This window comes from Streptomyces sp. NPDC058195 (assembly GCF_042883525.1).
Taxonomy (GTDB): Bacteria; Actinomycetota; Actinomycetes; order Streptomycetales; family Streptomycetaceae; genus Streptomyces.
Genome location: NZ_JBHVVM010000020.1, coordinates 59,821 through 83,905, shown reverse-complemented (window position 1 = coordinate 83,905; position 24,085 = coordinate 59,821). Strand labels below are relative to the sequence as shown.

The 24,085-nt window shown below is 72.0% G+C and carries 16 protein-coding genes and 2 CRISPR repeat arrays; of the genes, 6 read left to right on the top strand and 10 right to left on the bottom strand.

Annotation, left to right across the window (positions count from 1 at the left end):
* Positions 1 to 141 precede the first annotated feature (141 nt).
* The 5 genes from ACFVWY_RS23990 to ACFVWY_RS23970 all read left to right on the top strand — a co-directional run bounded on the left by ACFVWY_RS23990 (position 142) and on the right by ACFVWY_RS23970 (position 6,707).
* Positions 142 to 2,136 (top strand): alpha/beta fold hydrolase, encoded by a 1,995-nt coding sequence (locus ACFVWY_RS23990; RefSeq protein WP_389875921.1) that lies wholly within the window; start codon positions 142 to 144, stop codon positions 2,134 to 2,136.
* Positions 2,133 to 3,194, top strand: coding sequence for an ABC transporter permease (locus ACFVWY_RS23985; RefSeq protein ID WP_389875918.1), 1,062 nt, complete (start codon positions 2,133 to 2,135; stop codon positions 3,192 to 3,194). The genes ACFVWY_RS23990 and ACFVWY_RS23985 overlap by 4 nt, the downstream gene beginning before the upstream one ends.
* Positions 3,191 to 4,060, top strand: a complete 870-nt coding sequence (locus ACFVWY_RS23980) for an ABC transporter permease (protein ID WP_389875915.1) — start codon at positions 3,191 to 3,193, stop codon at positions 4,058 to 4,060. The genes ACFVWY_RS23985 and ACFVWY_RS23980 overlap by 4 nt, the downstream gene beginning before the upstream one ends.
* The gene (locus ACFVWY_RS23975) at positions 4,060 to 5,994 is read left to right on the top strand and encodes an ABC transporter ATP-binding protein (RefSeq protein ID WP_389875913.1); all 1,935 of its coding nucleotides are present in this window, start codon (positions 4,060 to 4,062) and stop codon (positions 5,992 to 5,994) included. The genes ACFVWY_RS23980 and ACFVWY_RS23975 overlap by 1 nt, the downstream gene beginning before the upstream one ends.
* Before the next feature lie 98 nt (positions 5,995 to 6,092).
* Positions 6,093 to 6,707, top strand: a complete 615-nt coding sequence (locus ACFVWY_RS23970) for a helix-turn-helix domain-containing protein (protein WP_389875910.1) — start codon at positions 6,093 to 6,095, stop codon at positions 6,705 to 6,707.
* Positions 6,708 to 6,825: 118 nt separating this feature from the next.
* Positions 6,826 to 8,074: direct repeats of the CRISPR family, unit length 29 nt; unit sequence CGACTCACCTCCGCTCGCGCGGAGAGCAC.
* A gap of 18 nt (positions 8,075 to 8,092) precedes the next feature.
* Here ACFVWY_RS23970 and cas2e read toward each other — a convergent pair.
* From cas2e to ACFVWY_RS23925, 9 genes are all read right to left on the bottom strand, one after another.
* Positions 8,093 to 8,404, bottom strand: a complete 312-nt coding sequence (gene cas2e / locus ACFVWY_RS23965; RefSeq protein ID WP_389875907.1) for a type I-E CRISPR-associated endoribonuclease Cas2e — start codon at positions 8,402 to 8,404, stop codon at positions 8,093 to 8,095.
* 25 nt (positions 8,405 to 8,429) lie between these two features.
* Positions 8,430 to 9,422, bottom strand: a complete 993-nt coding sequence (cas1e, locus tag ACFVWY_RS23960; RefSeq protein ID WP_389875904.1) for a type I-E CRISPR-associated endonuclease Cas1e — start codon at positions 9,420 to 9,422, stop codon at positions 8,430 to 8,432.
* Entirely contained in the window at positions 9,419 to 10,081 is a 663-nt protein-coding gene (gene cas6e, locus ACFVWY_RS23955; protein WP_389875901.1) for a type I-E CRISPR-associated protein Cas6/Cse3/CasE, read from the bottom strand. The genes cas1e and cas6e overlap by 4 nt, the downstream gene beginning before the upstream one ends.
* Positions 10,078 to 10,941 carry a type I-E CRISPR-associated protein Cas5/CasD gene (gene cas5e, locus ACFVWY_RS23950; RefSeq protein ID WP_389875898.1) on the bottom strand — a complete coding sequence of 288 codons (864 nt, stop codon included), beginning with the start codon at positions 10,939 to 10,941 and terminating at the stop codon, positions 10,078 to 10,080. The genes cas6e and cas5e overlap by 4 nt, the downstream gene beginning before the upstream one ends.
* Positions 10,938 to 12,122, bottom strand: a complete 1,185-nt coding sequence (cas7e, locus tag ACFVWY_RS23945) for a type I-E CRISPR-associated protein Cas7/Cse4/CasC (RefSeq protein ID WP_389875895.1) — start codon at positions 12,120 to 12,122, stop codon at positions 10,938 to 10,940. The genes cas5e and cas7e overlap by 4 nt, the downstream gene beginning before the upstream one ends.
* 89 nt (positions 12,123 to 12,211) lie before the next feature.
* Positions 12,212 to 13,006, bottom strand: coding sequence for a type I-E CRISPR-associated protein Cse2/CasB (gene casB, locus ACFVWY_RS23940; protein ID WP_389875893.1), 795 nt, complete (start codon positions 13,004 to 13,006; stop codon positions 12,212 to 12,214).
* A gap of 40 nt (positions 13,007 to 13,046) precedes the next feature.
* Complete coding sequence (gene casA, locus ACFVWY_RS23935; protein WP_389875890.1) at positions 13,047 to 14,621, bottom strand: type I-E CRISPR-associated protein Cse1/CasA; 1,575 nt, start codon at positions 14,619 to 14,621, stop codon at positions 13,047 to 13,049.
* Between the two features lie 199 nt (positions 14,622 to 14,820).
* On the bottom strand, positions 14,821 to 17,691 hold the full coding sequence (gene cas3, locus ACFVWY_RS23930) for a CRISPR-associated helicase Cas3' (protein ID WP_389875888.1): 2,871 nt from the start codon (positions 17,689 to 17,691) through the stop codon (positions 14,821 to 14,823).
* 171 nt (positions 17,692 to 17,862) lie between these two features.
* A CRISPR array of direct repeats spans positions 17,863 to 20,779; the repeat unit is 28 nt; unit sequence GTGCTCTCCGCGCGAGCGGAGGTGAACC.
* Positions 20,780 to 21,096: 317 nt separating this feature from the next.
* A complete protein-coding gene (locus ACFVWY_RS23925; protein ID WP_389875886.1) occupies positions 21,097 to 21,450 on the bottom strand; it encodes a DUF6204 family protein in 354 nt (117 codons plus the stop codon).
* A gap of 248 nt (positions 21,451 to 21,698) precedes the next feature.
* On the opposite strand from ACFVWY_RS23925, the gene ACFVWY_RS23920 reads away from it, so the two are divergent.
* Positions 21,699 to 23,666, top strand: coding sequence for a DUF5107 domain-containing protein (locus ACFVWY_RS23920; protein WP_389875884.1), 1,968 nt, complete (start codon positions 21,699 to 21,701; stop codon positions 23,664 to 23,666).
* A 43-nt stretch (positions 23,667 to 23,709) separates the two neighbouring features.
* Here ACFVWY_RS23920 and ACFVWY_RS23915 read toward each other — a convergent pair whose 3' ends face one another.
* Complete coding sequence (locus ACFVWY_RS23915; RefSeq protein WP_389875882.1) at positions 23,710 to 24,075, bottom strand: VOC family protein; 366 nt, start codon at positions 24,073 to 24,075, stop codon at positions 23,710 to 23,712.
* Positions 24,076 to 24,085 lie beyond the last annotated feature (10 nt).

The window sequence follows — 24,085 nt, the reverse complement described above, 5'->3', positions numbered from 1 at the left end:
GCACGCACCCCCTCGGCCACCCCTCCCGGACCGCCGGTCCGCCACACCCGCAGCACGAACGGAACGCCCATGCCCTCCGCCCTCCCGGTACCCGGCGCCGCCGGAGAGCCGTCCGCAGCCGTTCGCCGTGTCCGTACGGCCATGTCGGAGCTGACCGTGCCGTCGGACAGCCGGATCAGCCCGGACGGGCGCAGCGTGGCGGTCACCGTCCTCGGGCCCTGGGGCGCCGACGTCGTGATCGCACCGGCCGACGGCCCCGGAATCCCGCTGCCCACCGCCCCGTCCGACCCCGCCGGACGGTCCCGGCACACCCCGCGCTGGCTGCCGGACTCCCGGACGGTCCTGCTGGTCACCGAACCGGTGCAGCCCGGCCCGCCGCTGCTCACCGCCTGGGACACCCGTACCGGCGCCCGCCGCGAACTCGCGGCCGTCCCGGGCGCGGTGGAAGAGCTGTACGTCTCCGACGACGGCACCGAGATCCTGGTGCTGGCGGCCGACGACGGGGCCGAACGCGACGGGATGAACCTGGGCCTGCCGGTCCGGCTCGGCCCGGCCCCCGCCCCGGTCTCCCACCACCCGGACACCGGATGGCGCCGACTGCTCCACGGCCCGCTGCGGGCCGCCGGTGACCCGGACGGATCCGTGCTCCCCGCGCCGGTCGGTCTGCGGGACGCCGGGCCCGCCGGGCTGACCGTCTGGAACGCCGCCTGGCGCGGCGGCCGTACCGTCGTGGCCACCGCCTCCGAGGACCCGCTGCCCGCCGGCTACTACCACGCGCGCCTGGTCCGGATCGACCTCGCCGACGGCCGGACCGTCGCGCTCCACGAACCCCGGGGCCAGCTCGCGGCGCCCGCGCTCAGCCCGGACGGACACCGTGCGGCGATCGCCGAGGGCATCTCCATCGTCGCGGGCCGTCCGCTCCTGGTGGGCCTCGGAGACGACGCCACGGTCAAGGAGATACCCGGGGCCGAGGACGTCACCTGGGCGCAGTTCCACCCGCACGACGCGGACCGGCTCCTGACAGCGGGCTGGAGCGGCACCGGAAGCCGGGTCGCGGAGATCCGGGCCGGGGCGGTCACCGTGCTCCACGAGGAGCAGGCCGTGCTCAGCGGCGCCGGGGCCCAGCCCGCCCTCAGCCTCAGTGCCGACGGCCTGACCGCCGCCACCGTACGGGAGGCCCCGGGCGAACCGCCCCGGGCCGTCGTCGCGCCGACCGCCGGCCCGGACGCCTGGACCTGGCGGCCCGTCACCGCCCCGGACCCGGCCGCCGCACACCAGGACGGGGGCCACCGCGACCTCGCCCGGGTCAGGACCCGGCAGGCCGCCTGGGCCGCGACCGACGGCACCCCGGTGCACGGCCTGCTGCTCGACGCTCCCGGCACGGCCCCCGGCGCGCGCCCGCTCGCCGTGGTGCTGCACGGCGGCCCCTCCTGGCAGTGGTCCGCCGGATACGCCCCGGCCGACGTGCTCGGCCTGGCGCCCGCCCTGGCCGCCGCGGGCTGGCTGGTACTGCTGCCCAACCCGCGCGGCAGCAGCGGCTACGGCCTGGACCACGCGCGCGCCGTCGTGGGCGCCTGCGGCGACGTCGACCTCGACGACATCCTCAGCGGTGTCGCCCACCTGGTCGCGCAAGGCGAGGCACTGCCCGGCCACTCCGCCGTGCTCGGCCACAGCTACGGCGGCTTCCTCGCCGCGCTCGCCGCCGCCCGCACCGACGCCTTCCGCGCCGCCGTCGTGGTCTCCGCCCCCACCGACTGGCTGAGCTTCGCCCACACCTCCGTGATCGGCGGCGGCTACGAGGAGACGTACGCCCTCGGCGACGCCCGCACCCCCGAGGGCCGTACCGCCCTCCTGGCCCGCTCCCCTCTCTTCGCCGACGGCGGCGGCACGACCCCCGTCCTCGTCCTGCACGGCGAGCACGACCGGATCACCCCGCCCGGCCAGGCGCACGAGCTGTACCGCGCCCTGGCCCGCCGCGCCACGGCCCCCGTCGAACTCCACGTCTATCCCTCCGAGGGGCACGAGTTCACCGGTCCCGCCCACCTGCTGGACGCCACCGCCCGCGCCGAGCGGTGGCTCGCCCGGTACGCCGCACCCGAGGCGACGCCCCGCCACGGCAGGAAGGAAACACCGTGACCGACCCCAGCCACCTCCGGCCCGCCCCGCCGCCCCCCTGGCACACCCGGCTGCGCGACGCCCTGCCGCTGCGGTACGTGACCCGGCGGCTCGCGGGCACCGCCGGACTGCTGCTGGTCCTCTCGCTGGCCGTGTTCGCCCTGCTGCGGTTCGCCCCCGGCGACCCCGCCCGCACCCTCCTCGGCACCCGGAGCGCCACCCCCGAGGCACTGGCCTCCGTACGCGCCGCCCACCACCTGGACGACCCGTTCGTCACGCAGTACGCGCGGTGGCTGACCGACGCGTTCGGCGGCGACCTCGGCACCTCCATCCGTACCGGCGAGAGCGTCGCCGCCGCGCTCGGCGAGCGGCTGGCGCTCACCGGCCAGCTCGTACTGGCCGGATTCGCCGTCGCCCTGCTGCTGGGGCTGCCCCTGGGCGTACTGGCCGGGCTGCGCGCCCGGCGGCCCGTCGACCGTGCCGTACAGAGCCTCGGTGTCCTCGCGCTGTCCACCCCGGCCTTCGCCGGGGGCCTGCTCCTCATCTACGTCTTCTCCCTGATGCTGGGCTGGCTGCCCGCGTACGGGCCGGGCACCGGCGGCGCCGACCGGCTGCTCCATCTGCTGCTGCCCGGCCTCACCCTCGGCCTCGCCGTGACCGCCGTACTGATCAAGCTCGTCCGGGCCGCCGTCATCCGTGAACTGGCCCGGGAACACGTCACCTTCGCCCTGGCCCGTGGCGTACCGGCCCGCACGGTGCTCGTCCGCTACGTGCTGCGGGGCACCGCTGTGCCGGTCACCACCGGCATCGGGCTCGTCCTCGCCTATCTGCTGGCCGGCACCGTGCTGGTCGAGCAGGTGTTCGCGCTGCCGGGGCTCGGACAGCTCCTCGTGCAGTCGGTGACCTTCAAGGACGTCCCCGTCGTCCAGGCCGAAGCGCTCCTGCTCGCCGCCCTGATCTGCCTCGCGAACCTCGCCACCGACCTCACCCACCCGCTGGTCGACCCACGGCTGCGCACCGGCCCCCGCCGCCGCCCCGGCCGGAGCACACCGGACGAACTCGCCGAGGTGAAGGCATGACCACACCCACCACCACCCCCGCCACCGCTGCCCGCACCGCTCCCGCGAAGCGCGCCGGCCGGCGGCTGTTCGGCCCCCTCACCACCGTCTGCGCCGCGATCGCCGTCCTCCTGGTCGCCGCGGCCGTCGCCGGGCAGTGGGTGTTCCCCGACTGGAACCGGCAGGACCTGCTGACCACGGGCGCGATGCCCGGCGACGGGCACCTCCTCGGCACCGACGAACTCGGCCGGGACATCTGGCACATGCTGGTCGCCGGGGCGCGCAGCACCCTGGCCGGGGCCGCGCTGGTGGCCATCGGGTCCATGCTCATCGGCAATCTGCTCGGTCTGACGGCCGGATACTTCGGCGGGCCCGCCGACACCGCCGTACGCCGCCTGGCCGATCTGCTGCTGGCACTGCCCGCCCTGCTCGTGACCATCGTCGTCGCCGGGATCGGCGGCGGCGGGTACGCGCTCGCCGTCGGCGTCCTGGTCGTGCTGACCTCACCCGGGGACATCCGGCTGGTGAGGTCGGCGGTCCTGGAACAGCGCCACCGCCCGTACGTGGAGGCGGCCCGTACCCTCGGCCTGCCCGCCCGGACGATCATGGTGCGGCACATCTGGCCCACCGTGCTGCCGGTCGTCGTGGCCAACACGATGCTCAACTTCGCGGGCGCGATCGTCGCCCTGTCCTCGCTGTCCTTCCTCGGCCTGGGCGTGCCGCCCGGGGCCCCGGACTGGGGCCGGATGCTCGCCGAGAACCGCACCCTGCTGTACGACAACCCAGCGGCCGCGCTGGCACCCGCCGTCGCCGTGATCGTCTCCGCGGTCGTGGTGAACCTGCTCGGTGACCGGCTGTTCGAGCACTTCTCCGACCGGAGGCCCTGATGACCGAGGTCCACACCGACGCCGCGACGACGACGGCCGGTACCACGCCCCTCCTGGAGGTCACCGGCCTGCGGCTCGCCGCGACGAGCCCCGTGTCCGGCCCCGCCACCGTCCTCGACGGTGTCGCCCTGTCCGTCGCGGCGGGGGAGTGCGTCGCGGTCGTCGGGGAATCGGGCAGCGGCAAGTCCCTCGCCGTACGCGCCGTCGCCGGACTGCTGCCCGAGGGAGTCGCCGTCACCGGCGGCACCGTCCGGCTGGCCGGCCAGGACGTCGGGGAACTGACCCGGTCCGAACGGCACGCCCTGCGCGGACGCCGCATCGCCCTGCTCATGCAGGACCCGTTCACGATGCTGCACCCGCAGCTCACCTGCGGACAGCAGATCGCCGACGGGCTCCGCGCCGACCTGCCCGCCCTCGCCGAGGCCCGGGGACGGCGGGCCCGGCGCGCGGCCCTGCGCGCCGAGACGGTGCGGCGGCTCGCCGAGGTGGGCCTGGCCCCGGACGTCGCCGACCGCTACCCCCACGAACTCTCCGGCGGCATGCGCCAGCGCGTCGCCACCGCCGCCGCCCTGGCCGGCGACCCGGACCTGCTCGTCGCCGACGAACCCACGACCGCCCTGGACGCCGCCAACCAGCGGGCCGTCCTGGAACTCCTGCGCGGCCTGCTGGAACGGCGCGGCATGGGCCTGCTGCTCATCACGCACGACCTCGCGGTCGCCTTCGCCACCTGCGACCGGGTCTACGTCCTGTACGCCGGGGCCGTCCTGGAGCAGGGCCCGGCGGCCGATCTGCGCCGCGCGCCCCGCCACCCGTACACCGCCGCGCTGCTGGCGGCCGAACCGTCGGCGCACGCGCGCCACGAACGGCTGCCCACGGTCCCCGGCTCCGTACCCCCGCCGGGCGGGCGCTCCGGCGGCTGCCCGTTCGCCGACCGCTGCCCGCACACGGCCCCGGAGTGCCGGACCACCGCCGTGACGCTCCGGGTGCCGCCCCCGCGGACCGGTTCGCGGGACACCGGCGAACGGCTCTCCGCCTGTGTGCGGCTCGCCGAGATCGGCACCGACCTCACCCCGCCGCCCCCCGAACCGGCCGCGGCCGGACCCGTACCCGCCCCGGACGAGGACGCCGTACCGGCCCTGCGGGTGCGCGGCGTACGCCGCGGCTTCCGCAGCGACGCAGACCCCGCCGTCCGCGACGTGGACCTGACCGTGCCCGCCGGGCGGATCACCGCGCTCGTCGGGGAGTCCGGCTCGGGGAAGACCACCCTGGCCCGCATCGCCGTCGGCCTGGAGACATTCGACCGGGGCCAGGTCGAGGTCGGCGGCATCCCGCTGACCGCCGGACGGCTGCCCACCCGCGCGGAACGGGCACGGCTCGCCTCGCAGGTGCAGATCGTCTTCCAGGACCCGTTCTCCTCGCTGCCCCCGCTGCGCACCGTCGGAGCCACCCTGGCAGAAGCACTGACCACCGCCGGACGCATCAGCGGCGGCTCGCGGGCCGAACGCCGCGCCCTGCGCGCCGCACTGGTCGGGGAGCTGCTGGACCAGGTCGGCCTGCCGCGCGCCCACGCCGAACGGCGCCCCTCCGCACTCTCCGGCGGGGAACGCCAACGCGTCGCTCTGGCACGGGCGTTCGCCGTCCGGCCCAGACTGCTGATCTGCGACGAGGCGGTGGCCGCGCTGGATGTCTCCGTACAGGCCCAACTCCTCAACCTGCTGGCCGACATGCAGCGTGTCGAGCGGTTCGCGGTGCTGTTCATCACCCACGACCTGGGGGTGGTGCGCCAGATCGCCGACGACGTCGCGGTCATGGTCCGCGGAGAGCTGGTCGAACGCGGCACGGTGTCCGAGGTCCTGGACCACCCCCGCCACCCATGGACCCGCCGGATGCTCGACGCCGTCCCGGGCTTGGACCCGTCCGCGTCCACGTCCTAAACTGACGCCCGCACATACCCACGCCACCGCACCGACGAGCCAGGGGAGCAAGGGTGTCGCTCACCGGGACCGCCACCCGGCCGAAGGAGACATCCGCGATGCCAGCGCAGGAAGGCCCGCTGTCACCCGCGCCCGGCGAGCAGTCGGCGACGGCCCGCCCGGCCACCGGCGACTTCGTACGGGACGCCCTGTCGGCCAACCTCAACCGCCGCCGCCTCGCCCGGGGATGGAGCCTGCGCGAGATGTCCGCCGAGACGGGGATCAGCAAGGGGCTGCTGTCCCAGATCGAACGCGGCGAGGCCAATCCGACGCTGGACATCGTCACCCGCATAGCCACCGTGCTGCGCACCGACCCCGCGGACCTGCTGCGCGGATCGCTGCGCGAACCGGAGATCCTGCGCGCCGGAGAGATCGACGAGCCCGACGGGGAGAGCGCGGTCAACCTCCTCTTCGCCGCGCACGGCCACAGCCGCTTCGAGGTCTACCGCTCCCGCCTCCACCCGCACGCCCAGAGCCAGCTCAGCTCGCACGGCACGGGCTCCGTGGAGTACGTCATGGTCGTCTCCGGCCGGGTCACCCTCGTCGTCGACGAGGTGCCCTACGACCTCCACGCCGGGGACAGCGCCCGCTTCGACGGGCGGGCCAGCCACTACTACACGACCGAGGACAGCCCGGCCGCCACCCACAGCATCGTCGGCTACCCACTCGCCTGACCCAGCACACCCCAGCCACCCCCGCCCCGCGCCTGCCTTCACAACGACCCATTTCTGGCGGCGACGGGGGGCGACCGTAGCCCTGACACACCGCTCAGCAACCACACCGCAGCACCCCGACGCACCTCCCGCTCGCACGGAGAGCAGGTTCGGCAGCACCGACCGCAGGGATAGCCGGTCGACTCACCTCCGCTCGCGCGGAGAGCACGCGAGCGTCGCGTCCCCGGACTGGCCAGTCGCCGACTCACCTCCGCTCGCGCGGAGAGCACTGGTTGTCGTCGGTGCCGATGTCGTACGCCCGCGACTCACCTCCGCTCGCGCGGAGAGCACACCGCGCAACGTGCCGCGGTCCGGGCCGTCACCGACTCACCTCCGCTCGCGCGGAGAGCACGTTCGAGACCGAAAGGTCGCGTCTCCATACACCGACTCACCTCCGCTCGCGCGGAGAGCACCCCCGCGTCGGCGGGGAGGACGTTCCCGCCGACGACTCACCTCCGCTCGCGCGGAGAGCACGACGTCATGAAGCCGGGCACGGCTGAGAGCGCCGACTCACCTCCGCTCGCGCGGAGAGCACTGGTACCGCTGGGCGATGGTGACGCCCTCGGGCGACTCACCTCCGCTCGCGCGGAGAGCACGACCGCCCCGGCCTGGCAGCCCGCACCATCACCGACTCACCTCCGCTCGCGCGGAGAGCACCGGGAGCTGGAGGATGCGAACGCGCCGAAGCGCGACTCACCTCCGCTCGCGCGGAGAGCACGTCAGTGCTCATCGCCACCGTCTGACAACCCCCGACTCACCTCCGCTCGCGCGGAGAGCACGAAGTTGTCGGCTAGTAGATGTAGGCCATCGCCGACTCACCTCCGCTCGCGCGGAGAGCACGTACATTCTGGTGCCCTTCGCCAATCTCTCTTCGACTCACCTCCGCTCGCGCGGAGAGCACATCACGGCCGGGGCGGGCATCCTCCTGCCGATCGACTCACCTCCGCTCGCGCGGAGAGCACCGCAACGCGCGGGTACGGGCCAGGAGACGAGCCGACTCACCTCCGCTCGCGCGGAGAGCACGGCCCCCCGCGCTGGAGGACCGCGAGAACGGACGACTCACCTCCGCTCGCGCGGAGAGCACGCGCCGGGCCTGGCGTAGCCGGTCCCCGGCCTCGACTCACCTCCGCTCGCGCGGAGAGCACGACTCGACGTCGTCGGCGGCCTTGAACAAGGGCGACTCACCTCCGCTCGCGCGGAGAGCACTCGGCGGCGCGCTGCACGTCAACGGCGGCGAGCGACTCACCTCCGCTCGCGCGGAGAGCACGCGCCTGGCTGGGCCCCTCCGAGTGGGGGCCACGACTCACCTCCGCTCGCGCGGAGAGCACCCTTTCTGACCTGGTGCGTTAGAGGGGGTTTGCCATTTCTTGGGTTTCTCTCTGGAAGGCGATCAGCGTGAGGCCGTCGAAATCGAGGGGTTCGCGGCGGCGCGTGCCCGCTGTTCGTAGCTGGAAGCCCTGTTCGTTGTCGGACGGGTGGGCGAGGACCGCCATGCCGTCGTTGGTGCAGTCGGCGACGGCGGACCAGAGCTCGTCGCGGACCTTGGCTGAGACGGTGCCAACGTACAGCTCGGGTGTGACTTCGAGGAGCCAGCGGGTGAGGGCGCCGCGCAGGTGGTCGGGGACGGCGGTGGCCGAGATGACGATCATTGAGGACATGGGCCATGCCCTTCCGTTGGGCGGGTCACAGTGGCTTGCCGTGGTTGACGCCAGCGGGCACGGAGCCGGTGACGGGATCCCACAGGTCGACCATCTGCTCTTCGGGGTCAGGGCACTCGTAGGTATGGCTGGGGTCGAGGAGCCGCTGGATGTCGGCGACGATCCGGGGAAGCAGCTGGAAGAGGCGGAGTTCGTGGCGGAACGAGCGCCGCGCTGCGGCTTCGGGGTCGGAGGACGCGTGGAGGGAGAAGGCGAGCGGGATGGTCAGTTCGGCCTTGTAGAGGTCTGCGATGTCGTAGACGAAGGCTTGTTGGTTGCCGCTGTGGACGAAGCCGAGGGCGGGTGAGCAGCCGAGCGCGGTGATCGCGGCGTGCACGATGCCGTAGAGGCAGGTGTTGGCTGAGGACAGCGCGAGGTTGACGGGGTCCTGACTGTCCCAGGACGCGGGGTCGTAGGCCCGGCGGAAGCGGCCGATCTTGTATTGGCGGGCGAGGAGTTGGTAGTGGGCCTTGACCCGTTGGCCTTCCATGCCGCGGAGTCTGTCGAGGTTGGTTCCGCCGGTTGCGGTGCCGTCTCCGAAGCGGAGTTCGTACATGGCCTGGGCGATGGCCAGGCGGTGGGAGTCGCTGGCCCAGGCGCGGGTCTGGCGTTCGAGCCAGAGGGTTGTGAGTGATTCGGGGACGGCTGCGGAGTAGCAGCGGACGCCTCCGGATCCGGTGGTGAGGACGGTGGTGCCGTTTCTGGCGAAGGTGGTGAGGGCGCGTGCGGTGATGGAGGTACCGGGTCCGAGGAGGACGCAGCTGAGGGCGGCGGTCGGGAGGTAGACGGTTTCCGTCCCTCGCTGTTCGCTGGTGACTTCCGCGCAGACCCCGGTGTCGTCCTGGTGGATGCGGACGATGTCGAGGTAGAGGAAGGAGAGGGAGTCGGTGAAGCGGGGGAGCATGGCGACGGTGGGAGCGGCGAGTTTGCGCCGTGCGTTACCAGTGGTGCCGGACGTGGTCGTGGGTCGTGGGGTCATCGGGGCTGCCTTGCGGGGGCGATGCTGAGGAGGCCGCAGCCGTACGCCTTGCCGCGTCCGATTCCGCTGAGGATTTTCGTGCGGAGCAGGTCGGTGTCGATGATGGCTGCGGTGCCGTCGAACTGGGTGCGGACGTGGCGGATGCGTTGAGGTGGGGCGCCGTCGGGGCGGCGTTCGCCCTCTGCGGCGTCCAGGGGGTGGGAGTGAAGGGTGAGGGTTTTGAGGCCGCTGAGGTCGGCCTGGCGCAGCCACCATTCGTCAGCCGCTGCGCCGGTGAGGGCTACCACGGGCGGGAGGCCGTAGAGGGCGCGAGTGGTGGCGCCGGGCTTGCGTACGGGGCTGGCGACGCAGCGGTAGCGGATGGTCAGGCCGGGGCGGATGGCGTCGATGAGGGCATCGAGGGGGCGGGTGAGGGCGGTTCCGTAGCCGTCGGGGAGGCGGTCGGTGTCGGGCTCGTGGGTGGACTGGAGAAGCAGGTGGGGGCCGGTGGGGGTGTCCTCGGTACGGAAGAGGACGCCGAAACGTGCGCGGGGGTCGGGACCTGCGCCGGGCGGGAAGAGGCTCATGACGCGGCGGTGCGTGCCGAGGGGGTTGCCGAGGTCGCGGCGGGCGTCGCGGGAGCGGGGGTCGGGGACGATCCGGGTGAGCCAGAGGGTCATCGTCGGCTCCCTTCGGTGGGGTTCAGCCGGGTGCCGAGGTAGTCGCCCAGTGCGGTGAGCTGCTCTTTCCCGAGCCCGGCGAACTGGGAGGTCGGGAGGAACAGGGTGCGTCGGTACAACGGCCGGGCGCGGTAGGCGCGTCGGCGCGGGTGGTAGCTGAGGGGCTGGTCGTTGAGTTCGCTGGAGGGGTGGGCGCCGTCCTCGCCCGCGTGACCGGTGATGTGGGCCGGGGCGGGCAGGCGGTTCAGCGGGCGGTCCGCGAGGAATTCCACGGGCCTGCCCCCTGCCCCTGAACCGGCTGGCGGACGGGCTGCGAGCGGCAGGTGGACGAGGTGGTGCAGTGCGTCGTCGCTCTGCCCGAGCAGGACGGGGCCTTCGGGCGGGCAGGACCGGCGCCCGAGGTGCAGGGGCCACTGAGGGCTGCGCAGGGCGTCGGCGCAGCGGCCGAGAAGCGCGTGGTGCTCCGCGTCCGGCCGGGAGGTGGTGAGGGCGAGCGTGAACGCGGCGTCGGCGAGGTAGTAGCGGTGGGTAAGCAGTGTCCCCGTGTCGCCGCTGCGCTTCTTGCCCTCCGCTGTGGTCACGGTGGCTTTGGCGGGGAGCCCGCCGCCGACGGTGTGCAGGTCGCGCAGCATCACGCCGGGCCGGTCGGTGCGCACGGTCATGTGCAGGGCTGCGAGGTCGTCGACGGGCTGTTCACGGCGTCGCCCGAGTGCTGAGGCGAGCAGGCCGATGACTCCGGAGCGGGTGGGGAATGCGGCGGTGTCACGTTCGTTGAAGTGGCTGTGCAGGCCCCAGGACTGGAGCGGCCCGGCCAGGCGGAGCAGGAGTCCCGGTTCGGGGTCGGGAAGCCGGGTGCTCATGCGGCGTCTCCGGAGGGAGCCGCGGTGAGGGCGTCGCTGAGGGCGGCGTCGATGAGGGCGGCGAAGCTGGTGTGCTGAGTGCCGAGTCCGTCGAGGCCCTTGGCATCGACCCCGGCCCAGCCGGAGCTGACGATGTTGCTGGTGCCGAGCAGGCGGTTGGCGGTCCCGGCGTAGTCCGAGAGGGTACTGCGGGAGGCGTCGGCGAAGCCGCCCATGCCGGACGCGGTGACGGGGCTCTCGAAGGCCGCGGCGTACGAGAGAGGCCGGTCGGCGCGTACGGAGATGTGGGCGAGGTCGGGGATGGTGTGAGGGGCCGTGGAGTTCTTCTTCGCCTGGGGCAGGGACAGGATGAACGCGCTGAGGAAGGCGGCGGTGAGTTCGCGGAGTTCGGCGGTGGTCCCGCCCGTGTTGGCGGCGAGGTCGCGGAGGTCGATGGTGGCGTACCGGTAGAAGGTGCCGGAACTGAATTCGGTGTGGCCCATGTGGCCGCTGCCGGTCTGGTCGCCCCAGGCGGCGGTGATGTCGTCCACGGCGGAGAAGTAGTCGAGCTCGACGTCGGTCTCGTGGGTGGTGAGGGCGTGGGCGACCTGGACGGCGCCGTCGACACCGGCGTTGTCGATCTCGGCGAGCATCCGGCCGAAGACATTGATGACGCCGTTGCGTGAGCGCAGGATGGCCTCGACCCGGTCCGCGGGCAGGATGCTCTTGTCCGCGGGCTTCTTGATGTCCTTCGCCCCCTCCAGCGTGTCGCGGTGCTCCTCGGCCAGGTCGGCGAGTTCGGCGACGGCGCTCTGGGGGACGTAGACCATGGCGTTGGTGAGGACCCTGTTGGGGACGATCTGCTTGGCGTCCGCCGGGTCCTTCGCGAGTTCGAACTTGATGCTGCTGGCTGCCGCCGCGTGGGCCCCCGCTCGCGCGGCGAGATCCAGCGGCCACTCCCGCTCCTCGGCGAGGAAGCGGGTGACGCGCTCACCGATGCGCCGGGTGCGCAGGGCCCGCTGGCCGATGCGGTCCTCGAACATGCCCCGGACGGCCCGCTTCCAGGACTGGCTGCTGACCCGTGTACGCAACACATTGCCGTACTGGACTGTCTTGACCGAGTTCGTGTCATCTCGGTTCAGGTTGGCGAACGGGACGCTCTGGATGACGTGGATGTCGATGAAGCGGGCGGCCATGGGCATGCTGATGTGACTCCTTCGTACGGACACACGTGACGGGTGTGCTGCGTGGCTCATGTGGCTCATGTGGGTCGTGCGCGAGGTGGGGGAGGTCAGGGGGAGGCGGGGGCCGGTTCCGGTTCCGGTTCCGTTCCTGGAACTAGTTCCGGAATCGCCGAGAGTTCCTTCTCGTCCTCGGCGTAGGCCTGTTGCGCGGCGTTCCTGTCCCGCAGCCGGTAGAAGTCCTGGAGCCAGGTGCGCGAGATCCGCCCAGAACGACGGCGCCAGTCGCTGATGTCGTCGAGCAGTTGCGCCCAGTCGACATCCACGCCCAGCGCACACAGGTATCCGACGGAGGCCGGAAGATGCCGGTGCAGGCCGTTGACACTCTGCCGGGTGAGGAGGTTGAGCCGGTTCTCCGCGGTGTCTGCCCGCATTTCCCTCTCCCTGCCCGGACCCTCGGTGACGGCAGTGGCGAATGCCGTTCCCAGACTGGTGCGCCGCCGCCGTGCGCTGGCGGAGGGCTTCGGCTCACCGGGCCGCACCGGTTCGTCGCCGGTGTCATCCCATGCTGCCGGTGCGCTGCGTGGCTGGGCGGCGATCATCGCGGCGACGGCGTAGTACGCCCGCTCCATGTCGGCAGAGCGGTGTTCGGGGAGCCACGGGGAGACCAGGCGGTGCATGCGCGGCACCGAGTCCAGATCCTTGCGCAGCCCGCTGCGCAACGCACTGCGGGCGCCAGAGTCTTCGCGGCAGACCCGCTCGACCCAGTCGGTGTACGCGACCGAGCGACCGCCCCGCGGCGTGCTGCCCAGTCCCTGCCGTGGGATCTTCCCGGCCGTCCTGCCCGGCGGCCCGGTCATGCCGCCGTCAATGCTGCCGTCGGCCGGTGGGGGAGTGGTCGTCATCCGGTGGACTCCTTGGTTGTCGTGCGGGGCCGGGGGCGGTTCACCGGTTCCTCCTTTTCGGTGTTCCGCCGTAGAGATCGATGCGGGCCTGCGAGACAGCCTTAGCGCCGCGCAGGGTGCGGGTGACGGGGGAAGTCACGGTGTCGTACGCCTCCTCGGCCAGGCGCAGGAACGCCCTGCGGGTAGCCGCAGGATCGAATCCGCCGTCGGCGACGTCGCCGGTGCGGTCCAGGAGGCGGAAACGGGCCCAGAACTCGGCCTCGGCGCGAGGCCAGTACCGGGCTCCTGCCTCAGCGGCCCACGCCGCACCGTCCGCTGTGGTGTCTCTGACGTAGGCGGCCCACGCGCGTGTGACGGCCCGGTCCAGGCGGCGCCCGTACAGCTCACCGAACTGGCGCAGGCGGCCTACGACGGGGACGGTGCGAGCGTCATTGCGCTCGGCGAATCCGAGGACCGCCGGGGTGCTGGCGTCGACGAACTGAGTGTCCTTGGCCTGCCCCTCCTGATCGAAGCCGAGCGCCCGCACCCGCAGGTTCTCGGACACCTCACCTGCGGTGTGGAACACGCGGGGCTGCTGCGGGTGGGCGCTGCCCGCGGGCGGATGCTGAAGCAGCAGGGCGTCCAGGTCCCGCCACAGCGCCCGGCCCGCGTCGGCGGGGCGCGGATAGCGGTTGCCCTTCTGGCTGACCTGCCAGATGAGGTAGTCGTCCTCCCGGGGCATCCGCTCACCCCGGTACGCCCAGGTGATGAACGCGTCCCGCACATGGCTGCTGTCCTCGTCGGGTACCAGGAGCAGCGCGTGCTGGGACCGGCCGGTGTGCCGGGAACGCGGCCCGCGCGACGCTCTCGGCGGACTGTCCGGATCGGGCAGGTCCTCCTGCTCCCACGGGCACAGGTCCTCCTCCCCCCGCACGCTGTCCTCGGGAGGCACCAGACCGGCGAGGAGCGTCTCGAAGAGGGACGTGCCCTCGGGGTGGTAGGACAAGGCTGTCCGCAGCGGACCAGCGGTGGCGCTCGCGCTCTTCACCCCGTTCACTTCGCGGGACGAACAGCGGCCGGACGGGCCGTAGTAGTGCCACGCCAGGAGTCCGAGGAAGGCTTCGGACGCGGTGGGCGGCTCGGCGGCAGCGTCCGAATCGTGCCGGAACCAGGAGTGGTTGTTGCCCGAAGGGCGGGTGACGATGAGCTTGTTGACACCAGCGGTCTTCGTGGCGTCGCACTGGTCTGCCAGCCGGGGATCCTGCATCCACGGGCGGCCATCGGGGGAGAACAGGAAGAACCGGTCCTCGAACGTCCCGAAGTACGTGTCGATCCCGCTCGGCGGAAGCCGACCCGTGTCGAGAACGTGCAGCCGACGTTCGTCCCAGTCCCCTTCGGGCCCTTGCTCGGTCAGCCCGGCCACCCGGGCGGTGAGTGCGTAAAGGATCCGGAGCAGCGCCGCGTGCGCGGGCGCGTCGGCGACGGCGAGACACTCGATGTCGTGGCTCCGCAGCAGGAGTTCGCGCAGCCCCACCTGGTCCGGGAACCCGCCCGTGGCGGCGGAGACGGCGATGCCGGGCTTCCAGCGCACGGGGACACAGGGCTGGTCGATCAAGTTGAACGTGCCGGTGGGCATAGCGGTGTCCTGTCGTCATGCAGAAAGGGCCGAACCGGGTCGGAATCCGAAAGCAGTCACAGCACGTCGTCGGCGTCCTCGGACTCGGGCTCGGGCTCGGGCTCGGGGAGAGGCTCCGAGGCGGCCGGAAGTCGGTTGCGTGGAGCCACACATGGAACGTAAGGGAAATAAGCGAACCGGGCGGTGAAACATGAATAATTCATTCAGCTTCGAGGCCGACCTCGGATATGGAGATCGTGTAGCGCCCGTGCCCGCACGCCCAGGTGCCGTTTCCCGTGGGACGCATGGTCAGCAGAACGAGATCGCGAAGCGAAGGGTGTGTTCCCCACTTCTTCGGGACGGAGCCGCTGGGCTCACCGCCCCGAAGCCATCGTCCCGGCACCGGTGCCACCCGCCGTGCGACAGCGGCCAGCTCCGGGGAACGGAGCCCGTTCCGGCCCCCGGCAGGTACGGGATCACGGCCCTCGGGGTCGAGCGCCACCGCCCCGTCTACCTGCTCGTACAGGCAGAGCACCCGGCCGGTGTCGGCACCGAGGCGGGTCGTCAGCAACTCCTCGGTCACGCCCGCATCCCGCAGCGAGAGTCTGCTGAGATCGCCCTTCACGTCCGAAGGCGCACAGATTCCGGCCCATGCCGCAAGGTGCCGCTCGGCCGCCTCCGACGCCGCCCGCTCCTCGTCCAGCCGGGCCAGCTCCTGGCGGGCCGCGCCCTCCAGCCGGTCGACGAAACCGTCCTCGTACACCTCGTCCACCAGCCGCTGTACACCGCCCGGGACCGCGATGCCGTCACGGGCACACTCCGTCAGGATCAAGGACGTCCGCCCGAGCAGGCCCGCGTCGTAGACCGTCCCCCACGAGCGTGGGACGGAGCCGTCGGGCCCGGCCAGCGGATCGAGTACGACCAGTTCCGGTTCGCTCTCCGCAGCGGCCCATCGCGGACGGCCGAGGGGACCGCGTACGTGCCGACGCCCGCGCCCGGCACGCTGCAGTAACTGCGCCAGCGGGGCGAGATCGCTCACCACCAGGTCGAAGTCGAAGTCCAGGGACTGCTCCACCACCTGCGTAGCCACCAGCACCGAGGCCGGACGCGCCGTGACCACTCCCTCGGAGGGCCGGGGCTTGCCGTACGCGCTCTCGCAGTCGGCCGTGCGGGAAGCCCGCACATCCGCCGGAAACCGGGAGTGCAGCAGCCGTAACCCGCCCGGACGAGCCGCGAGAGCGGGGAAGGCCGTTCGCAGATCCCGGTACGTCTGCTGGGCCTCGGCGACGGTCGTGCAGCACACCAGAGCCGTGCCGCCCTTTTCGGCGACAGGCGCCAGTACCTCCCTCAGAGCCGCCCGGCGGCCCTCGTCGCGTGGCGGCGCACCGGCTGGCTCAGCGGTGTCCCATACCACCGGCCGACGTGCCACCCTTAACGTGCGGGCGCGGTTGCTCGCGGTGCCCCGTGCAGGCGACACGTCCCCCGAGGACCCGCTCACGAACAGCCAGCCGGGGTATCGCGGAACCACCCGGGACGGCTCAGGGAAGCCGGCACCGCGCCGGTACGCGTCGACCAGCGAGCCTGCCGAACGGCCGGTCAACGTTGCCGACAGCAGCACCACCGGAGCGCCCATCGCACCCAGCCACTCCAGAAGACGCACGAGAAGCTGATGCATCCACGGGCCGTAGGCATGAGCCTCATCGACCACGAGCACCTTGTCCGACAGCCCGAACAGCCGCAGCGCGTTGTACCGCACAGGCAGCACAGCGCTCAGGGCCTGGTCGATCGTCCCCACCCCCAGCGGAGCGAGCAGCCCGCGCTTCGAACCCCTTAACCAGCCGTCGGCCTCGACCGCCGTGTTCCTCCCGGCACTGACCAGGCTCTCACCGGCCAAGGGTTCAGAAGGGGCCGCGCCGTCGCGACCGTCCGCAGCGCTCAGCCACGCCATCGAATGCAGCAGCATCAGCGCACGCTCACCGGATAACGACCGGGCGGCGAACTCCGCTACGCGCGGCTGCATCGCGTCCGCCGTCCCCATCGTCGGCAGGGCGAAATACAGCCCCCGGGCCCCCGCCGCCCGCCCCAGTAACGAGGACGCGAACAAAGCGGCCTCCGTCTTCCCGTCGCCGGTCGGGGCCGTCACCAGCACCAGTCCCGCCCCGTGCTCATCGACCAAGTGCGGAAGATGCTCCGCCAGATCCCGCTGCAGGCTGTTGGGAGCGAAGGGGAACATGGCGCCGAACTCCTCGGCCGAGAACTGAGCCCGGCCCAGCCGTGCTGCCCGCACCAACTCCGGCGCGGCCTTCACCGCGGCCTGCCAGTGCGCATCTACCTCGTCCGCCGTGCCCGACCAGCCGGAAGCAGGCATGCGCGGCTCGATCGCGGACGTCTGACTGGCAAGCCAGTCCGCCACGACGACGAGACCGGTCACCACTACGGCCAGCCCGGCGGGGAGCCCGTGCAGAGGAACCGCGAACGCGCCCATGGCACGTTGAAGCTCGGCGAAATGAGCGCGTCGCTGGTCGGCCCAACCCCGCGCGCCGAGGCCGGGGTTGTAGCTTTCGGCCTGCGCGAGCTCCTTCGCTTTGAGCACCGCTCCGAAAATGCCGTGATGACCACCCAGAAGCTGTGCGGCCTGATGGCTTACGGACTTCCGGGGCAGCCGCCCGTCACCGGGATAGCCCGCCGCCTCGAACAGCTCGGCGAGGGCCCAGTGGGATGCGATCTCGTGACGAAAGCTCTTCTCGGCCTCGGCGCCCGGCGCACTGACATAGGCGGGGTCGTTTCGAACGCGGCTGTAACAAGCCGGAACCTGGGCCTGGAAAGGTGGTGTGATCTTGCCGATGTCATGCAACCCGGCCCAGAACGAGACGAGCGTACGCGCCTCCACCACGTTCAGACCGAGTGCATCCGCTACGGCGACCCGGGTCTTGTCACTCAACACGACATCCCAGAGTGCCTGGAACACTGCACCGGTATCCAGAAGGTGACACATCACTGGGTACGGCAGCGACAGCCCGTGCTCCTTGCCCCACAGACGAGTATCCAGGAGGCACCTCTCGGAGGAGCCAGCGCCTTCGTGCTTCACCATGTGCCCAGAGATAGCACCCCGCACTGACAACAGCTCCAAATCACCTGATGCGCTTGCAATGTGAGGGCCGAGCTTTACAATCACTGCGCGACTGCGACGAATCGAGCTGAATGCATCACCAGCGATGGCAAAGAAACTGCAAAGGCGTTGGGTAAGTGCAGGTCGCGAAGGGTGCTCTCCGCGCGAGCGGAGGTGAACCGGATGCGCAGGAGTCGGCGGAGAAAGCGGCGGCGTGCTCTCCGCGCGAGCGGAGGTGAACCCGCACCTTGCCGTGGCGCAGCAGGTGCTCCTCCGTGCTCTCCGCGCGAGCGGAGGTGAACCGTCGCGAGTTGGTTTGGCTGAGCGGCTTCGGAAGTGCTCTCCGCGCGAGCGGAGGTGAACCGGTGGCGGGCGAGGAGGCCGGGGCGCAGGTACCGTGCTCTCCGCGCGAGCGGAGGTGAACCGCACTCGTGCCATTCCAGCACCACCCGTCCACCGTGCTCTCCGCACGAGCGGAGGTGAACCGCCGATCCGGGCCAAGCGCTTGGCCGCGTAGCCGTGCTCTCCGCGCGAGCGGAGGTGAACCGTTGCATGTTCGGTGCCGCTGGCCATCGGCGCCGTGCTCTCCGCGCGAGCGGAGGTGAACCGCGCCGCGCCTTTCCAGTCGTCCGGCTCCGGCTGTGCTCTCCGCGCGAGCGGAGGTGAACCGAAGGCCATCGTGCAGCCGATCAAAACGATCTTGTGCTCTCCGCGCGAGCGGAGGTGAACCGGCACTGCCGGGCAGAGAGGCGCACGCTGGAGAGTGCTCTCCGCGCGAGCGGAGGTGAACCGTCCGAAAAGGCGCTGACGCACGCGCTGGGTGGGTGCTCTCCGCGCGAGCGGAGGTGAACCGCTGGGGCTGGCGTCGATGGCGATGCTCGCGCTGTGCTCTCCGCGCGAGCGGAGGTGAACCGCGCGGGTCGACGGCGGCCGCCGTCGCCGTGGTGTGCTCTCCGCGCGAGCGGAGGTGAACCGCGCAGCGGGAGTTCAGCGGGCGATGAGCGCCAGTGCTCTCCGCGCGAGCGGAGGTGAACCGTCCTTGCATTTCATGGGTCGGTGACGGTAGTTGTGCTCTCCGCGCGAGCGGAGGTGAACCGCCGGATAGTTGGCGGCCTCGACTAGATCAGCTGTGCTCTCCGCGCGAGCGGAGGTGAACCGTGCGGCAGCGAGCACGGTCGCGAACAGCGTCCGTGCTCTCCGCGCGAGCGGAGGTGAACCGACCAGTCAGTCCGCAGGCTTCTGAGGGGAGACGTGCTCTCCGCGCGAGCGGAGGTGAACCGCGGCCAACGTCGCAGGTCAGGGGGTATACGGCGTGCTCTCCGCGCGAGCGGAGGTGAACCGAACCCCATGAGTGAGCCCATCAACGCCGGTATGTGCTCTCCGCGCGAGCGGAGGTGAACCGGCCGACTGGGCCGTGATCGACGCGTGGATGACGTGCCTCTCCGCGCGAGCGGAGGTGAACCGGGGCACCACATGCCTGTCAGCATCGAGAAAACGTGCTCTCCGCGCGAGCGGAGGTGAACCGTTCACCTGCAACCCCTGAGTTGGCGCTCAGGGGTGCTCTCCGCGCGAGCGGAGGTGAACCGTTGCATGTTCGGTGCCGCCCCCTGACGCGCGGGTGCTCTCCGCGCGAGCGGAGGTGAACCGGTCGATGGTGCCGTCGAAATCATCGAGGGTGGGTGCTCTCCGCGCGAGCGGAGGTGAACCGCAGACCACCTACGAAGGCATCTCCTACACCGAGTGCTCTCCGCGCGAGCGGAGGTGAACCGGAGGCGGCATGCCCGCCACCATCACATCACACGTGCTCTCCGCGCGAGCGGAGGTGAACCGTTTCCGAGGGTGGAAATGTTGCCGTCGGTGGCGTGCTCTCCGCGCGAGCGGAGGTGAACCCGATCGTCGCGGTAGGTAGTAACTTCATCTTCCGTGCTCTCCGCGCGAGCGGAGGTGAACCGGTCTGACCGCACCTCCTGGTGCACCCCGAAAAGTGCTCTCCGCGCGAGCGGAGGTGAACCGTCACGGCCGGGCGGTCAACGGGCTTGGCCCGCGTGCTCTCCGCGCGAGCGGAGGTGAACCGACCGTGATCCGGGGCCGCTCGGGGCTGATCTCGTGCTCTCCGCGCGAGCGGAGGTGAACCGCCCGCCAGGCCGTACCCCCCGCGTATACGCAGGTGCTCTCCGCGCGAGCGGAGGTGAACCGGTCCCGAACCCGGTGTCGCTGTCGTCGTCGGGGTGCTCTCCGCGCGAGCGGAGGTGAACCGCGCCACGACATGCTCCCCATCGCGGTCGTGTTGTGCTCTCCGCGCGAGCGGAGGTGAACCACGCCGAACCTGACCGATTCCGTCGGACGATCCGTGCTCTCCGCGCGAGCGGAGGTGAACCGCGGTCGGCACGTCGATCTTGTGCCCGCCCAGCGTGCTCTCCGCGCGAGCGGAGGTGAACCGAAGAGGACGGCAGCGAGCTGGCCGACCCGGACGTGCTCTCCGCGCGAGCGGAGATGAACCGGTGTGCGTCGGCTGGTCCCCCTCCTTCACGAGGTGCTCTCCGCGCGAGCGGAGGTGAACCGTTCACCCAGGTCCACCGGCACTGGCAGGAGCAGTGCTCTCCGCGCGAGCGGAGGTGAACCGGAGGAGATCACCGACGACACGGAGGGGCTGACATGCTCTCCGCGCGAGCGGAGGTGAACCGTCCGTGACGGACTGGCCGCACTGCGCGCAGACGTGCTCTCCGCGCGAGCGGAGGTGAACCGACGCCGGGCGCGTCGGCCGAGCTGCGGTCGCAGTGCTCTCCGCGCGAGCGGAGGTGAACCCCACGCGCGAGCGGAGGTGAACCGGTTCAGGACGGGAAGCGGCCGGACTCGGTCTCGTGCTCTCCGCGCGAGCGGAGGTGAACCGGGCTTCCGCCACTCCTCCCCCGCCAGCAGCCAGTGCTCTCCGCGCGAGCGGAGGTGAACCGAGGTCTTCCTCGACACCGAGCCCGGCGAGTACGTGCTCTCCGCGCGAGCGGAGGTGAACCGAGCTTGCGGCGCTGGGGGCGCCGTCCGGGGTGCTCTCTGCGCTAGCGGAGGCCTCAGGTAGGCAGCAGTCCTCTCCCATCGCCCGGTTTTCGGCGTCCAGGCTCCTGCGGAGTGGCGTGACGGCAGGTCACAAGCGGTCTCTGTGCCGCGAGGGCCGGTGCTGCCGAGGTGCCCGGACGGCTGCGAGGCCGGTGTTCCTGCCCGGTTGCGTCATCCGGAAGCGGGGCTGAGAGCCGAGGCAGGGGCTGCTCGGGGCTATTGGGGGGTCGGGGGGCTTTCGCGGGACGGTCCGGCGTGCGAGCCAGCAGGACGGTGACAGCGCTCGGTGCAGAGGAAATGCAGGTCAGCGCCTGTTGGGCAGTCTTCTGCCCGGTGTCACGCTGCCCCTGGCGTCCGGCGGCCCTTGTAGTTGACCTTCATGGTGTCCATGTCGGTCACCGTGGAGCGCAGGGGTCCATGGCCGTACCCCTGGCCGTCCAGATAGGTTTCCGCGCGGTCCTCGGCGATGGCGCCCGCCATTTCCTCGCCGTCCGCGGCGTCGGAGACGACCACGTAGCGGAAGCTGAAGTGCTTGAGCACCCGGTCGTAGGTGAGGGTGCCCTCCTCGGTGAACCGCATGGCGCTCAGACCGTGGGAGTCCACCTCGGCGAGCAGCCGGGTGCGGGCCGCGTCCGTCAGGCCGTCCCAGGTGCCACGCACGATCACTCGGTAGGTGTGCTGTGTGCTCATCGTCGTCCGCTCCGCGTTCCGCTCGGTGTGCCGCGTCGCCCGCGGCCCGTGCATGGCCGGGGCCAGGGTACGACGGTTCGGGCGGGGCGCATCCGAATTTCCGCGTCCCTCGGGGCAGAGGCCGGGCGGCTCGGCCGCTTTGCCGAAGTTCTGACAGCGGGGCCCCTGGTCAGGGCGTTGCCCAGCGTGTTCCATGGTCATCGGGACGCCCGGACCCGTGGCGGCCCGCGCGAGGGAGCGAGGTTGCCTTGGCCACGACCGTACGACGTGCCGTACTGACTCTGCCCGCCGCACCGCTGGGCCCGGAGAATCCGCTGCCCGCGCTGCGGCCGCTCGACGAGATGCATACGGTCGACGCGCGCGAACGGGCCGCGCTGCCCCGTGACATGGCGCGCCAGATCGGCTACCGGCCCCTGAGCACCGTGCTGCCGGTGCGCATCCTCGACGGCTACGGCCGCGAGCGCACCCCCGCCGCGATCGACACGATCGTCATCGAGAACGACCGGCTGCGGGCCACCGTGCTGCCGGGCTTCGGCGGCCGTGTGCACTCCCTCCATCACAAGCCGACCGGCCGCGAACTGCTCTACACCAACCCGGTCCTCCAGCCCGCCGATTTCGCGCTCAACGGCGCCTGGTTCTCCGGCGGCATCGAGTGGAACATCGGCGCCACGGGTCACACCACCCTCTCCTGCGCCCCCGTCCACGCGGCCCGCGTCCCGGCGCCGGACGGTGGCGAGATGGTCCGCCTCTGGGAGTGGGAGCGGCTGCGCGACCTGCCGTTCCAGGTCGACCTGTGGCTGCCCGAGGACTCCGACTTCCTGCACGTCGGCGTACGTGTCCGCAATCCGCACGAGCACACCGCACCGGTGTACTGGTGGTCCAACATCGCCGTGCCCGAGGGGGAACGCACCCGCGTCCTGGCCCCCGCCGACGAGGCGTGGCACTTCGGGTACGAACGGTCCCTGACCCGGGTGCCGGTCCCCGTCTCCGGCTCCGTGGACCGCACGTACCCGCTGCGCGGCGACTTCCCCGCCGACTACTTCTACGAGGTCCCCGACGGCGCCCGCCGCTGGATAGCCTCGCTCGACGAGCACGGCCACGGGCTCGTCCAGACGTCGACCGATCTGCTGCGCGGCCGGAAGCTGTTCATCTGGGGCGCAGGCGCGGGCGGCCGGCGCTGGCAGGAGTGGCTCACCGCACCCGGCACGGTCGGCTACGCCGAGATCCAGGCCGGGCTCGCCCGCACCCAGCTGGAGCACGTCCCGCTCGAACCGGGCGGCGAGTTCAGCTGGCTGGAGTCGTACGGTCCGCTCTCCGCGGACCCGGACACCGTGCACGGTGAGGACTGGGCCGCTGCCCGCGCCGAGACCGAACAAAGGCTCGCCACGGCACTGCCGCGCGCCGACGTCGACGCCGCGTACACGGCCTGGCGGCGCTGCGCCGACACCGCCCCCGGTGAGTCGCTCGCCACTGCCTCAGGCTGGGGCGCGCTGGAGGTCCGGCGGGGCGGGTTCGAGCTGCCCGGCACACCGTTCGACACCGCCACCCTCGGTGAACAGCAGCGCCCCTGGCTGGAGTTGCTGGAGCTGGGCGCCCTCCCGGCTCCGGACCGGCCCACCCCGCCCGGACCCTCCCTGGTCTCCCCGCACTGGCGCGACATGCTGGAAACGGCCCCGGCCGACCCGCTCACCGAATACCACCTGGGTATCGCCCAGTGGCATGCCGGAGACCGCGCCCAGGCGGTACGCAGCTGGGAGCGCGGGCTGGCGCTCGCCCCGTCCCGCTGGCCGCTGCTGCGGTGTCTGGCCGTCGCCGCCGCGGACGGGCGGCAGGAGGAGCGGGCGGCGGACCTGCTGACCGAGGCGTTCGAGGATCTGCGCGCGCACCGCGAGGAGGGTGCGGAGTGGACGGCGGCCGAGGCGGCGCTGGGCCGGGAGGCGGCGGAGGCGCTGCTGGCCGCGGGGCGCGCCGCCGCGGCCCGGACCGTGTGGGGCGCGCTGTCCCCGGAAGTCCGGCGGCGGGGCCGCTTCCGGCTGCTGGAGGCCCGGCTGCTGATCGCCGAGGGCGACCGGGCCGCCGCCCGCGCCGTCTTCGACGCGGGCTTCGAGGTGGCCGACCTGCGCGAGGGCGCGGAGATCCTGGGCGAGGTGTGGGCCCAGGTCACCGACGAGCCGCTGCCGGACGCGTACGACTTCAGGATGCGCCCGGCCGGCTGAGTCCGCGTCCGGGCCGTGGAGGCCCCCCGGCCCGGACGCGGACTCAGCGGTTCCCGCCGGGTGCCGGGTTCCGGTCGGCGTACTCGAAGACCGAGCCGTCCGGGTGGACGGCGATCAGATTGCGGCCGACCGGTGTCGGTACCGGCCCCGCGAGGATGCGGGCGCCGACCCGGGTGAGATCGGCGTGCGCCTCGTCGACGTCCTTCACCGCGATCGTCGCCGTCACCTTGCGCAGGATCTCCAGTTCCGGCTCCGGGCCGCTCATGAGCAGGAAGCAGCCGATCGCGGCGACCGAGACCCCGCCGCGCTCGAAGCGGAGCGCGGGGCTGCCGGTGAGCTCCTGGTAGAAGGCCGTCGCGGCCTCCAGGTCATCGACACAGATCCGGAGCGTGGTTCCCTGAATATCCATGAGGCCAAGG

Bases quoted from the DNA above. Each gene is read 5' to 3' on its own strand.
- casB (WP_389875893.1), bottom strand. From the start codon at position 13,006: ATGACGACCACTCCCCCACCGGCCGACGGCAGCATTGACGGCGGCATG.
- cas5e (WP_389875898.1), bottom strand. From the start codon at position 10,941: ATGAGCACCCGGCTTCCCGACCCCGAACCGGGACTCCTGCTCCGCCTG.
- cas1e (WP_389875904.1), bottom strand. From the start codon at position 9,422: ATGACCCCACGACCCACGACCACGTCCGGCACCACTGGTAACGCACGG.
- ACFVWY_RS23990 (WP_389875921.1), top strand. From the start codon at position 142: ATGTCGGAGCTGACCGTGCCGTCGGACAGCCGGATCAGCCCGGACGGG.
- ACFVWY_RS23970 (WP_389875910.1), top strand. From the start codon at position 6,093: ATGCCAGCGCAGGAAGGCCCGCTGTCACCCGCGCCCGGCGAGCAGTCG.
- ACFVWY_RS23915 (WP_389875882.1), bottom strand. From the start codon at position 24,075: ATGGATATTCAGGGAACCACGCTCCGGATCTGTGTCGATGACCTGGAG.
- cas6e (WP_389875901.1), bottom strand. From the start codon at position 10,081: ATGACCCTCTGGCTCACCCGGATCGTCCCCGACCCCCGCTCCCGCGAC.
- ACFVWY_RS23925 (WP_389875886.1), bottom strand. From the start codon at position 21,450: ATGAGCACACAGCACACCTACCGAGTGATCGTGCGTGGCACCTGGGAC.
- ACFVWY_RS23980 (WP_389875915.1), top strand. From the start codon at position 3,191: ATGACCACACCCACCACCACCCCCGCCACCGCTGCCCGCACCGCTCCC.
- ACFVWY_RS23975 (WP_389875913.1), top strand. From the start codon at position 4,060: ATGACCGAGGTCCACACCGACGCCGCGACGACGACGGCCGGTACCACG.
- cas2e (WP_389875907.1), bottom strand. From the start codon at position 8,404: ATGTCCTCAATGATCGTCATCTCGGCCACCGCCGTCCCCGACCACCTG.
- casA (WP_389875890.1), bottom strand. From the start codon at position 14,621: ATGCCCACCGGCACGTTCAACTTGATCGACCAGCCCTGTGTCCCCGTG.
- cas3 (WP_389875888.1), bottom strand. From the start codon at position 17,691: ATGGTGAAGCACGAAGGCGCTGGCTCCTCCGAGAGGTGCCTCCTGGAT.
- cas7e (WP_389875895.1), bottom strand. From the start codon at position 12,122: ATGCCCATGGCCGCCCGCTTCATCGACATCCACGTCATCCAGAGCGTC.